Genomic DNA, 13,180 nt, shown 5'->3' with positions numbered 1-13,180 from the left:
AAAACAATAAAACAGCTATCCAAAGAAAAAGCCTTGATATCAACAGCTATTGTAATGGCGATAGCTATCTACCTTGTTTTCATATACTCACCCATAGAGGTTGAGATGGGTGTTATACAGAAAGTATTCTATTTCCATGTCGCTTTAGCTTGGACATCATTTCTCGCGTTTTTCATAGTATTCATATCCAGCATACAATACCTTAGAACTGAATCGAGAAAATGGGATATAACAGCATACACATCGGCAGAGATAGGTGTGTTGTTCACCGGCCTAACCTTGGTTTTAGGTTCGATTTGGGCTGAAACCACCTGGGGGGTCTGGTGGACATGGGACCCCCGACTTACAACGACTCTAGTGATGTTTATAATATACATTGGGTATCTAACTCTCAGAAAAAGCATTGAAACACAAAAAAAAGGTAGGTTGTCAGCGGTTTATGGCGTAATAGCATTTATAAGCGTACCGCTTACATACCTATCGATAGAGATATGGGAAACACTACATCCAACCGTTATCAGAGGTGGCGAGATAAGTATGGATACATCGATGTTCATAACCATGATAGTTTCAGTGATTGCATTCACATTGCTATACATCACTTTGATGAAGATAAGGATCAGGATAGAGAAAAACAAAGACAGAATCAACCAAATCAAAAAACAAGACAGAAAATATTGACAAAAAACATTTTTATCATATTTTGTAGGAATAGGGTATGTCATACTTGCTCAAAAACTAAGTAAATTTGAGTTATAGGTATCTTGGGTGTTTAGTTTTGTCAAATAGTTTTGGTAATTTATTCAGCGTTACTACATTTGGAGAGTCACATGGAGGTTCAGTAGGTGCAGTTGTTGATGGCTGTCCCGCAGGCCTGGAGCTCTCTAAAGAAGATATACAGTCTGAGTTAGATAGGAGGCGGCCTGGACAGAGTGATGTTTCAACAACACGTGATGAAAAGGACCTAGTGAAGATATTGTCAGGCGTTTTCAAAGGAAAAACAATTGGAACTCCGATAGGTATGTTGGTTGAAAACCGTGATGTAGACTCCTCTAAATACAGTCGTTTTGAAATACGGCCAGGTCATGCAGACCTCACATACGAACTTAAATATGGTTTTAGAGATTTTAGAGGTGGAGGAAGGTCTTCAGGCCGTGAAACGGTTGGTAGGGTATGTGGTGGAGCTATTGCAAAAAAAATCCTCGACCTAATCGATATAGAGATCTATGGGCATGTTAAAAAGGTAGGTAGGGTTGAGTCAAACCCAACATACAGCCAGATAAAGAGTTTTACAGAGGAAAACCCGGTTAGGTGTGCAGATCCAGATAAAGCCATTGAGATGGAAGAGGAGATACTTAAAACCCAGAAAATGGGGGACTCGGTTGGAGGGATAGTTGAAGTTATAGTTGAAGGAATACCAGCAGGCATTGGAGAACCGGTATACAAAAAACTAGAGTCTGAGTTAGCGAGAGCGGTTATGTCGGTAGGTGCTGTAAAAGGGTTTGAGGTAGGTGCTGGATTCAAGGTAGCCGATATGAAGGGAAGTATGTCAAACGACCCAATCAAAATAATAAACAACCAGATTGAGTTGGAGGGGAACAATTCAGGTGGTGTTTTAGGCGGTATCTCCACCGGAATGCCTGTCGTCTTTAGAGCTGCAATAAAACCAACCCCATCGATCAACAAAAAACAAAAAACAATCAACCTAAAGGAGATGAAGGATATAGAGATAGAGATCGAGGGAAGACACGACCCATGCATCTGCCCCAGAGTAGTACCCGTATTAGAGTCGATGGCAGCCATCGTAATAACCGACCTAAGCATGCAGGCCGGTAAACTACCTCTAGACAAAATACAAAAAGAATAACCATACCTACAAATCAAGTTAGAAAACCAGTAGAAACTTGTATATGTAGATGTTTTTCAAGTTATGCAGCTAGGGTTGGAGTGCTGTTTTGATTGTTATAAGAGGTGCATGTCTTGACGCTTGAAAAAGAAGATTTAGATATTATAAAAAATAGACTCGGTAGAGAGCCCAATGAAGTGGAGACAGAGTTTTTCGTTAACCTATGGAGTGAGCATTGTGCATACAGGTCCAGCAGGCCAGTTTTAAGTAGTTTTGTTACAGAAGGAGAAAACGTCGTTATTGGGCCCGGTGATGACGCTGGAGTTATAGAACTTCCTAATGGAGAGTTGTTGGCGCTTGCCATAGAAAGCCATAACCACCCTTCATATATAGATCCTTACAACGGTGCTGCAACCGGTGTTGGAGGTATAGTTAGAGATGTTCTTTCCATGGGCGCCAGACCTATTGCATTACTGGACCCACTTCGTTTCGGAGATTTAGAGGAAGAGAAAAACAGATACCTGCTTGAAGGAGTTGTAGATGGAATATCTAGTTATGGGAACAGCATAGGGGTTCCAACGGTCGGAGGAGAGGTCGAGTTCGATTCAAGCTATAATGGAAACCCACTTGTAAACGCATTCTGTGTAGGTATCGTAGAAAACCTACTTACAGCTAAAGCAACCACCCCAGACAACCCCTTACTTCTTGTTGGAGCCAGTACAGGTAGAGATGGGTTGGGAGGAGCTTCATTTGCTTCACAAGAACTTGAAGAAGACTCTGACAAAGATAGACCGAATGTACAGGTTGGAGATCCATTCACAGAAAAACTATTGGTCGACTGCATACTTGAGATGGCTGAAGATGGGTTGATAGAGGCATGTAGAGACCTAGGTGCAGCCGGTTTAGGAGGAGCTTCATCAGAGATGTGTTCACTAGGTGGTTATGGAGCAGAAATCGATTTAAACAAAGTACATCTACGTGAAGAAAACATGCATCCCCTAGAGATATTGTTATCCGAATCCCAAGAAAGAATGCTTGTTGAAATAAAACCTGAAAACATCGATAAAGCAACCGAACTAACAGAGAAATACGACCTCGAATCAAATGTAGTTGGAAAAGTTATCGAAGAAGAACAATACATCGCCCTGTACAACCAAGAAAAAGTTGTTGACGTACCAATCAAATTACTGACAGATGAAGCACCCACATACACCCGAGAACATAAAGAAGACAATAGGTCTGAAAAAATAACATCAAGAACAACACCACCAACAAAAGAAGCTCTAACTAAATTAATGGCAAACCCAAACATAGCTTCAAAAGAATGGATATACAGCCAATACGACCATGAAGTTCAAATAAGAACGGTAATAAAACCAGGATCAGATTCCGCCGTACTAAAACTGGATGAAGGTGGAGTAGCTTTAACAACAGGATGTAACTCACACCACACATACCTAGACCCATCAAATGGAGGCAAAGGATCTGTATTAATAAACGCAATGAACTTAGCAACCGTAGGAGCCAGACCTATCGCAATGGTTGACTGCTTAAACTTCGGAAACCCAGAAAGAGAAGACATCTACTGGGAGTTCAAAAAAACAGTTGAAGGAATGGCTGAAATGGCCGAAAAAATGAATATACCAGTTGTTGGAGGAAATGTATCCCTATACAACGAGAGTGCAGAATACGGTTCAACAGTTAAACCAACACCAAACATCGGTATGGTCGGATGGATACCCGAAGTAAACCAAACCCCAAACATGAAGGTCTCACCTGGAGACCACATATACATATACGGAGAAACACGACCAGAGTTAGGAGCCTCACAATACTTCAAAGAAATATACCAATCCATTGGAGAAAACCCACCCAAACCACGCCAACAAGACATAAACAACATTGAAAACATGGTAGACCTAGTTAGAGAAAACGACCTATCAATGGTTAGATCGATATCCAGAGGTGGATTAATAACCGCCTTATCTAAAACCGCTGTAAAAAACAACGTTGGAATAAAAACAGATCTAACCGAGATACAAGGAAACCTAGACAAAGAAGAACTATTGTTCTCAGAAAGCTATGGAAGATTCCTCATAGCAACAGAAGAAAAACTAGATATAGAAGACAGCAACCTCACCAAAATCGGTCAGGCCCAAGAAAACAAACTAGAGGTCAAGGTAATAGGAGAAAAAAACACCTGGAGCCTCAAAGAACTTGAAAACCAATACAACTATATAAAAAAACTAATGAAGGGATAAATTTGGTCGCAAAACGAATAATACCCTGTTTAGACGTAAAACTCTCCGAAGAAGGCGGAATGGTTGTAAAAGGCATTGAATTCAAAGACCTTAAACAAACAGGAACCCCCGTCGACCTAGCTAAAAAATACAACGACCAAGGCGCTGACGAACTAATATTCCTAGACATCACCGCCTCAGCAGAAGGCCGAGAAAACATGACCGACATTATAAAAGAAACAGCAAACGAAGTATTCATCCCATTCACCGTAGGAGGCGGAATAGGATCCATCGAAGACATAAACCGTACATTAAGAGCAGGAGCAGACAAAGTAGGAATCAACACAGCCGCAGTTAAAAACCCAGACCTAATAAACAAAGCATCCCAGAAATATGGAAACCAATGCATAGTAATAGCAATAGACGCCAAAAGAAGAAAACCCCAAAAAGACAAAAACAACATCGAATTCGAAAATGGCGAAAAAGGCTGGTTCGAAGTAGTGATATACGGAGGACGTGAATCAACAGGCATCGACGCAATAGAATGGGCCAAAGAAGTTGAAAAACGAGGAGCCGGTGAAATACTACTAACAAGCATGGATAGAGACGGAACAAAAGACGGATACGACAACATACTAAACAAAGCGATAACAAACGCAGTAGACATACCGGTAATAGCATCAGGAGGAGCAGGAACCCCTGAACACATGTACCAAGCATTCAAAACAGCAGACGTAGACGCCTGCCTCGCCGCAAGCATATTCCACTACAACGAATACACCGTAGAAGAAGTAAAAAAACACCTAAACCAAAAAGAAATAGAAACCCGATAACCCCCAACACGTGACCTAAAATGAAAGTAGTAGTAGGCGGAACATTCTCCCACTTACACAAAGGCCATAAAACACTACTAAAAAAAGCATTCAACCATGGAGACCACGTAATAATCGGAATAACATCAAACAAAATGTGCCAAAACAAACACGGCGAAATCCAAGACTACAAAACACGTAAAAAACAACTAAAAAAATACATCGAAACAATCTCACAAAACACAGAATACCAGATAACAAAAATAGAAGACAAAGTGGGAGTAAGCCTACAAAAAAACCTCGACGCAATAATAGTATCACCCGAAACACGCAAAAACGCCATAGAAATAAACAAAAAACGAATCGAAAAAGGAAACAAACCACTAAAAATAATAGAAATCCCACTACAAACCGCAGAAGACGGAAAACCAATCTCATCAACCAGAATCAGAAAAGGACAGATAGACAGAGATGGAAACCTCAAAAAACAAACAAAATAGAAAACCAAAACAAACCCCAATAGACCTAAAAGTTTTAAATATAGCTAGGTTGTAAAATATCGGGAGAAAAAAAGAAAGGGGAATCCACAACCCTAACACCTAAATAGAAAACCAAACCAAACCAAATCGAAACATATCTGGTTTAATAGGGTTTAAAGATACAACCACCCCTAACTACGTAATCCACCCCACAAATCCTAGAGGTAAAACCATGATCCCAATGTCAACACAGGCAACAACGATCTCACTACCGGCCTTAGTAGTGCTTATACCCCTAATCGGCGCATTCATCTCCTATATAATCGGTAGGGTTTGGCGTGAAAAATATGGCCATTACACAGCTGCTTTTATCGCGACAATAACATTCATAACCACAGCCCTGATGTATCCATACATCGGTGGTGGAGGTGAAATCGAATACACACTAACCTCACTAACCACGATGTACCCAATCACATTCTACGTAGACTCATTCGCATTCATATTCGCACTAGCAACCTCCTTCATCTGGATGGTTGCAACAATCTACTCCATAACATACGTTAAAAAAGAACACGCAACAAACCGATACTTCCTATTCCTCATACTAACACTCGCCGTCAACATGGGCGTCATAGTCGGAGGCGACCTATTCGTAATATACATCTTTTTCGAACTACTTGCACTCTTCTCACTAATGCTGGTTATACACGAACAAACACGAGAATCATACGAAGCAGGTAAAGTATACTTCTACGTCGGCGCGTTCTGTGGACTAATGTTATTAATAGGGATAATACTACTCTACATGAACACAGGCTCGATGTCGATAGACAGCCGTTTCGGAGAAATCGAAGAGCTTGGAAACCTCAAATACCTTATAGCCGGATTAATGATACTAGGTTTCGGAGGAAAAGCAGGTATATTCCCAGTGCATATATGGCTTCCCAAAGCACATCCAGTAGCACCAACACCCGCATCAGCTCTACTCTCAGCAATAATGGTCAAAGCAGGAATATACGGAATATTCAGAACCACAGGAACAATATTCACACCATCAGACCTCGCAGCAGCCTGGTCACTACCAGAAATAGGATACTGGGTAATCTGGATAGCAATAATCACATCCTTCATCGGCTGGATATTCGCATTATTCCAAGACAACATAAAAACCCTACTAGCATACAGCACAATAAGCCAGATAGGCCTACTCATGATAGGAGTAGGAGCAGCTGCCTACCTAGGATACGAAGGCGGTGCAATGGGATACGCCGGCTCACTATACCACGTAGCAAACCACGCACTATACAAATCAGCATTATTCTTCATAGCAGGAATCATATACTTCCGAACCGGCACCCTGAAAATGAGCGAGATGGGCCAGCTATACAAAAAAATGCCAATAACATTCATACTATGCATAATAGCCCTATTAGGAATAGCTGGAATGCCATTATTCAACGGATACGTAAGTAAAACAATAATACACCACGCATTATACGATGCCTACGCCCTAAACGGAGACCAAGCACTATACATAGCTGAAATACTATTCAAAATAATAGGCGGAGGAACAGTCGCATACTCCCTAAAACTAATAATCTCAACATTCCTAACAGGAAACAAAAACAAAGAAACCAAAGAAATCAAAAAAGCACCAAAACTAATGGCCGTATCAGTTGGAGCAATAGCAACCCTAATAATATTGATAGGGCTGTTCCCAACAACACTACTCCAAAACCTAATAACACCAGTCCTAGAAACACACGCACTAAACCCAGAATCAGTCGCATACGTATCAGAAATAAATGTATTCATAACCGAAGACCTAACAGCAGTCATAACATCATTCGCCATAGGTATCGCACTATACACAGGGGCATACATACTTAAACTTGAAACAAGAAGTTGGCCTAACTGGTTCACAGTAAACAACATCTACAACACAATACTAAAATCAATAACAGCCACATCAAAAATAATAAACACAACAGGAGCAACATTCAATAGATACGTATCAACAAACATCTTCGAACCGATACTAAAATCAATAACAGCACAGAAACAAGAACAAAAAAACTACGACATAGACAGCGGAAGAGGAGTAAGCTTTGCAATATTCCTAATAGTACTAATGTTAGCAATCTACATGATCTACTCAATCCTCATGTTCTAAACCATAATAAAAAAACAAACCCAAACACAACTAAACAAACCAAACTCAAAATGGGATAAAGTTAAAAAGAAAACAATACATGAGGAATAATGTGTTAATTTCCATAAACTTGTAAAACACGATCGGAGTTTCATGGTACAATCGATTCACATCGTTATGAATTCGAACCACTATGGTTAAAAGACCTTCTAAAAGAATGGTCTTAATCAGGAGAGGGTTATTCAATGGAAAAAGAAAAACTAGAAAAAATAAAACAAGCCGAAAAAGAGGCGCTTGAGATAATAGAGAACGCTCAATCTGAAGCTGAAGACATAGTCAGAGAGGCCGAGATGGAGTCCCGGGAAATAATAAACAACGCAAAGACAGAAGCTCGGGAAGAAATAGAGAAAATTAAGCAAGAAGAACTTGAAGAAACAAACAAAGAAGCCGAAGAGATAATTAGTGAAGGAGAATCCAGAGCTGAAGAAATGCTAGAAAAAGCCAAAGATAGCACAGAAAAAGCCGAAAAAGAAGTATTCGAAATACTAACAGGCTCCTAACCGAACTACCCAAACCCAACAAAAAACCTAAAAATATATTGGTGTATACACATGCAGATGGAAAGCGGCGTTGAAAAAATAACAAAAGAGATAACTAACAAGGCAGAGGAAGAAGCAGAACAACTTGTTTCAGAAGCCAAAAAAAGAGCAGAAAACATCAAACAAAACGCTAGAGAAAAAGCCAGCCAGAAAAAACAAGAAATAATCGAAGAAAGAAGAGAAGAAATAGAACAAGAAAAAAGAAGCGTAATGGCAGACGCAAAACTCAAATCAAAACGAGCAAAACTTGACGTTAAAGAAGAACTAATAAACGAAATAATCGAAAACGTAAAAACAACAATTTCAGAATACAGCGACCAAGAAAAACTAGAACTACTAAAAAACCTCATAAAAGAATCATTCATAGAAATAAACACAGATAAATTAACAATAAACTCAAACAACCAAGACAAAGAACTTATACAAGAAAACAAACAACAAATCGAAACAGAAATCTCCGAAAAACTAGACAAACAAGTCGAAATACAGATCGGAGAAACAATAGAAACAGTAGGCGGAGTAACAGCAAAACCACCAGAAGGCTCAATCACAATAGACAACACAATCGAAGAAAGAATCAGGAGAAAAAGAGGAGAGATAAGACAGATAATCAATCGAGTATGCTTCTAAAAACAAGACATGGTTGAAATAAGTGACGAAAAAATCAAACTCACCAAACCAAACACCTCTAACAACCCAGAAAGGTTTAAATAATTGCGAAATTAGTCATAATAAGTCGACACCCAAAAACAACACAAAAAACACAACCAAAACCGAATTTCAACCTAAACATACTCAAAACAAACCAACCTATGGAGGGAAATAATTGTTCTGGCCCAAACGAATGGAAAAAGTGGAGATCGTAACCCTACGTAACTATCGAGACCCACTTATCGAAGAACTGCAGAAAGCAGGCCTCGTACACATAGATGAGGCAACCCAAAGCATACAGGATTTTCCAGATTTCTTCACATTTAGCGATGCAAGTGAAGAAAAAAAGAACTTAAGGTCATACCACCTTAAATCCAGGAGAATCCTCGATATATTTGACAAAATAGAAGAAATAACAACAGAAGAAGAATCCTTCAGAGAAAAAATTAAAAACTTATTCTCAAGCGAAGAAAAAACACAAAAAACAATCGAACCAAAACTGAAAGTAGAAACAGAAGACCTTGACTTTATCGATGAAACAGTAGAACAAGCAAAAAGACTTGAAAACCAGTTAACAGAGTTGGAAAACGAAAAAGAAAAAATCAAAGAACATCAAGCCCAAATCAAACAATACACAAGATTCGACATACCGCTAAGCAACCTCGGAGAAACAAAGTACACCCATACAGTTATCGGTAAAGTCCCTAGAGAAAAAGGAGAAAAACTCCTAGACAAACTACAAACCAACGAAAAAACAATCTGGATAAACATAAAGAAAAACGAAGAAGGCAAAGACACACTAGCAGCAACATTCCTCAAAGAACAAAAAGAAGAAATCCTTGAAACATTCAACGAACACGATGTAGAACTATTCACCCCAAAAGAAAAACCAGAAAAAACACCAAGCCAAATAGTCCGAGAAACCGAAGCATCAATAAAGAAAATCAAAGAAACCAAAACAAACATAATAAACCGAATCACAGAAATGGACAAAACACACCGAGACAAAACAACCAAAATCAAAAAAACACTTGAAGTAATGCTAGACCGAAAAGACGCCCAAGAAAAAATGGGTGAAAGCACAAGAGTATCCATAGTCGAAGGATGGATACCTAAAGAAAAATCCAGGGAACTAAAAGAAATAGTCGGAAAAATAACGAATGGAATAGCATTAACAGAAATCAGAGAACCCACAGAAAACGATGACGTACCCGTAGAACTGGACAACCCATCATACTTCAAAGGATTCGAACTACTAACATCAACATACGCACTACCAAAATACAATGAAGTCGACCCAACCGCCGTAATGGCACTATTCCTACCACTATTATTTGGTGTCATGTTCGGAGACGTTGGACACGGATTAATAGTATTCTTAGCAGGCCTATTACTACTAAAAGTAGCTAAAGGAGCAATAAAAGACCTTGCAGTAGTAATGCTACCACTAGGTTTCTTTGCAATGATATTCGGATTCATATACGGTAAGTTCATGGGATTAACACCCAGCGGTCAAGTCGATATGTTTGGATTCGCTTTAACACCAGCCGACCACGCATTATTCCTATACCCAATAGACGAACCAATTACATTCTTGGTAATAGCCCTAACATTCGGGATAATACACATGACCGTTGGAATGGGACTCGACATATTCAACAAACTCAAACACTCTGTAAGAGCAACAGTAATACCAATATCTAAAATATGGATCCTATTAGGAGCTGCTGGACTCGTAGCCACCTCAATACTTGAATACGGCATGGATCCAATGGCATGGAACATACCACTCTTCTTAGCAGTTCTCATACCACCAGTAATACTACTCGCATTAGGAGAGCTAATAGCAGAAATAGGTCATTTCAACGGTCCAAAAGAAGCAGTAACACTTCTCGGAGAAGGTGCTTTTGAAGCATTCCACGGAGTTCTCTCATTCGTCTCAAACACAATCTCATACAGCAGGCTTTTCGCACTATCACTCGTACACATAGGACTATTCCTCGCACTAGTAGAAGTAGCCGAAGTATTCACATCACTAGCTGGTGGAGGTGCCGTAGGAGTAGCAATAGGTTGGATATTGTTTTACAGCATAGCAACACTAGTAATATTAGCTTTAGACGGAATAATCGTATTCCTACACTCACTAAGGCTACATTACTACGAATGGTTCGAAAAGTTCTACAGTGGAGGTTCAAGACGCTTCATTCCATTTAAACTAAAATAAAAAAAACAAAGGAGGTGAAGATATGGAGATAGAGTTTGGAGTAAACCTAGCAGCATTGCTTGCTATAGCAATACCAGCTTTCGCAGCTGCATGGGCGATATCCAAAGTAGGTGTAGCAAGCGCAGGCGCAATAGCAGAGAACCCAGAAGTAAGCGGTATAACAATTATATACGTAGCTTTCGCGGAAGCTCTAGCTATATACGGACTGTTGATTTCGCTACTACTAGTATTCGGTATTTAAAGAAAACAAAGTGTTTTGAAAAATGAGTAAACAGGTAATATTAAAAGGCATGCTATGGGGCGTAGTGTTTGCGGGCATAGTAATCGCATCCTCTTTCGCCGGACTACTAATCGGCGAAAGGGTTACGTTCCCAGGTATAGGCATCGTAGTAGGAACCTTAACAGGATTCCTAATCACGGTGCTACTATCCTTCAAAGTGTTTAAATGGCATGTCAAAAAAAAGAAAAAAGAGATGGAGAAATAAAGAAGGTGATATGGAGTGGGTAAACCGTAAACCTAAATAAACCGACAAACATGAAAAAACCGTTTTTTAGTATTTACAATTTTAACAATTTTTTAGGGTTCAGTTTTTGTGAAAAAAGTTTGGCCAGCCACCCACAAAGGGTGGTGCCAAACAATCACTCAATAAACATCATTAAATTCGCCATTAGACCTCTATTTTTAAAGGATAAACAAACTAATCAATAACATCAGGTATGTTAATTTCAGATATATGGTTATTATCCAATAAAAAAATAAATCAAAAATAAAAAACAAAGAAATCTTTAAACTAATTAACCCATCTATCTTTCTCTAAGTTAACGTTGAAAAGTTAAGTAACATAAAAACACTAAATTGTTTTTAAATCAATTAAATCAGGTTCTTGTTCTTTATTTCTACAAAAATTATTCTAATAATCATTTTTTAAGGAAAAAAGATTTAAATAGAGTTTATATAGAGATATAACTCTTAATAAACGATTCTATATCTCCCAAAACCGAAAGGTATAAATAATAAATGTTGTCAAATCTATAAACAGGTTTTAGAGTATGCCAAGAGAGGATTTTTTACCCAATATAGATGAAGAATGGTTAGCAAAAGCCGCTACATTATGGACGACACCATTCGCGGACACACCATCGGACCGGGTTATAGTTGACCCGATACTTCTGTCACACGCAGCCACCCTGTTCAGAAAAGACACAAAATATTTCTGGCAGAATCCCGATGAAGCCGTTAGAATGGTTTGTAACGCTTGTGAAATATACGACATAACTCCAGTAGGCCACTACCTATGGGGAGATTACTGGGGACAAGACTATGGAGCCAAACTCAAATACACAGAGAAAAGCCCACCAGTAATAGACGAATACCCATTAAAAGAACCTGAAGACGTCGATAAACTAGAAGTAAAAGGCCCAGAAGAACTGAAAGACGGCCCAACATTCGAAAAACACCTAACAGCCCTCGACACCTGTCTAGATGAATATCCAGATATGTTTGCACCGGTAACACAATTCAATGGAGCATTCGACATAGCATCCAACATGGTTCAAGCTGAACAACTATTAATGTGGTTGATACGAGAACCAGAGATAGTGGATGACCTAGTATACAAAATGGCTGAACACATGGTGAACGCAAACAAGGTCGTTGCAGACAGATACGGAATGAACGTAATGATCGCAGGTTCAGTTGTCGCAAACGGCGACCTACTGAATAGAGATCAAATTGAGAGATTCAATTTCGAACCAACCTGTAAAGCAGTTAAAGATACATTAAAAGCCGGAGCAGGCCCAGGAGTATACTACCACCTATGTGGAGAACACAAAGACGATTGGGACCTATGGACAGATGCACCAATGTCTCCGTTCACCGTATTCCAAATTGGATATGAAGATGGAGAAATATTCCCAGCAGACAAATTAGTAGAAAACTTCGGAGACAAAGCTACAACACTAGGTGTAGTCGACACATCGCTCGTACAAATGGGATCCCCTAGAGAGGTTTATGACCAAGCATCCGAACAACTAAAAAAAGGAAAAGACAGTCCAAGAGGTTTCATACTAGGAACTGCATGTGAATGTCCAACATACTCTCCAGTAGCAAACATACACGCAATGGTGAGAGCAGCGAAAGACCATGGACAGTATGAGAGGTTCTAAAGGGGGTA

The 13,180-nt window shown here is 39.4% G+C and carries 12 protein-coding genes; all 12 read left to right on the top strand.

The genetic code is table 11. From position 1 onward, the window contains the following. Positions 1–33 precede the first annotated feature (33 nt). Positions 34–681 carry a cytochrome c biogenesis protein gene (locus AMET1_RS03970; protein ID WP_269087991.1) on the top strand — a complete coding sequence of 216 codons (648 nt, stop codon included), beginning with the start codon at positions 34–36 and terminating at the stop codon, positions 679–681. A gap of 97 nt (positions 682–778) precedes the next feature. Then, a complete protein-coding gene (gene aroC / locus AMET1_RS03965; RefSeq protein ID WP_201721268.1) occupies positions 779–1,867 on the top strand; it encodes a chorismate synthase in 1,089 nt (362 codons plus the stop codon). 113 nt (positions 1,868–1,980) lie between these two features. Further along, positions 1,981–4,107, top strand: coding sequence for a phosphoribosylformylglycinamidine synthase subunit PurL (gene purL / locus AMET1_RS03960; protein WP_086637178.1), 2,127 nt, complete (start codon positions 1,981–1,983; stop codon positions 4,105–4,107). A 2-nt stretch (positions 4,108–4,109) separates the two neighbouring features. Beyond that, complete coding sequence (gene hisF / locus AMET1_RS03955; RefSeq protein ID WP_086637177.1) at positions 4,110–4,919, top strand: imidazole glycerol phosphate synthase subunit HisF; 810 nt, start codon at positions 4,110–4,112, stop codon at positions 4,917–4,919. 20 nt (positions 4,920–4,939) lie between these two features. After that, on the top strand, positions 4,940–5,398 hold the full coding sequence (locus tag AMET1_RS03950) for a phosphopantetheine adenylyltransferase (RefSeq protein WP_086637176.1): 459 nt from the start codon (positions 4,940–4,942) through the stop codon (positions 5,396–5,398). A gap of 211 nt (positions 5,399–5,609) precedes the next feature. Next, positions 5,610–7,553, top strand: coding sequence for a complex I subunit 5 family protein (locus AMET1_RS03945; RefSeq protein WP_086637175.1), 1,944 nt, complete (start codon positions 5,610–5,612; stop codon positions 7,551–7,553). A 224-nt stretch (positions 7,554–7,777) separates the two neighbouring features. Next, a complete protein-coding gene (locus AMET1_RS03940) occupies positions 7,778–8,092 on the top strand; it encodes a hypothetical protein (RefSeq protein WP_086637174.1) in 315 nt (104 codons plus the stop codon). Positions 8,093–8,143: 51 nt separating this feature from the next. After that, a complete protein-coding gene (locus AMET1_RS03935) occupies positions 8,144–8,761 on the top strand; it encodes a V-type ATP synthase subunit E family protein (RefSeq protein WP_086637173.1) in 618 nt (205 codons plus the stop codon). A 196-nt stretch (positions 8,762–8,957) separates the two neighbouring features. Next, a complete protein-coding gene (locus AMET1_RS03930) occupies positions 8,958–11,006 on the top strand; it encodes a V-type ATP synthase subunit I (RefSeq protein WP_086637172.1) in 2,049 nt (682 codons plus the stop codon). A gap of 22 nt (positions 11,007–11,028) precedes the next feature. Continuing rightward, complete coding sequence (locus AMET1_RS03925; protein ID WP_086637171.1) at positions 11,029–11,247, top strand: ATP synthase subunit C; 219 nt, start codon at positions 11,029–11,031, stop codon at positions 11,245–11,247. Positions 11,248–11,269: 22 nt separating this feature from the next. Then, a complete protein-coding gene (locus AMET1_RS03920) occupies positions 11,270–11,491 on the top strand; it encodes a hypothetical protein (RefSeq protein ID WP_086637170.1) in 222 nt (73 codons plus the stop codon). A 565-nt stretch (positions 11,492–12,056) separates the two neighbouring features. Beyond that, complete coding sequence (locus tag AMET1_RS03915) at positions 12,057–13,172, top strand: uroporphyrinogen decarboxylase family protein (protein ID WP_086637169.1); 1,116 nt, start codon at positions 12,057–12,059, stop codon at positions 13,170–13,172. The last annotated feature ends 8 nt before the right edge of the window (positions 13,173–13,180 follow it).

This window comes from Methanonatronarchaeum thermophilum (assembly GCF_002153915.1).
Lineage (GTDB): Archaea > Halobacteriota > Methanonatronarchaeia > Methanonatronarchaeales > Methanonatronarchaeaceae > Methanonatronarchaeum > Methanonatronarchaeum thermophilum.
This window is presented reverse-complemented; position numbering and strand designations above follow the sequence as displayed.

Bases quoted from the DNA above. Each gene is read 5' to 3' on its own strand.
- AMET1_RS03950 (WP_086637176.1), top strand. From the start codon at position 4,940: ATGAAAGTAGTAGTAGGCGGAACATTCTCCCACTTACACAAAGGCCAT.
- AMET1_RS03945 (WP_086637175.1), top strand. From the start codon at position 5,610: ATGATCCCAATGTCAACACAGGCAACAACGATCTCACTACCGGCCTTA.
- AMET1_RS03940 (WP_086637174.1), top strand. From the start codon at position 7,778: ATGGAAAAAGAAAAACTAGAAAAAATAAAACAAGCCGAAAAAGAGGCG.
- AMET1_RS03935 (WP_086637173.1), top strand. From the start codon at position 8,144: ATGCAGATGGAAAGCGGCGTTGAAAAAATAACAAAAGAGATAACTAAC.
- AMET1_RS03925 (WP_086637171.1), top strand. From the start codon at position 11,029: ATGGAGATAGAGTTTGGAGTAAACCTAGCAGCATTGCTTGCTATAGCA.
- AMET1_RS03920 (WP_086637170.1), top strand. From the start codon at position 11,270: ATGAGTAAACAGGTAATATTAAAAGGCATGCTATGGGGCGTAGTGTTT.
- AMET1_RS03915 (WP_086637169.1), top strand. From the start codon at position 12,057: ATGCCAAGAGAGGATTTTTTACCCAATATAGATGAAGAATGGTTAGCA.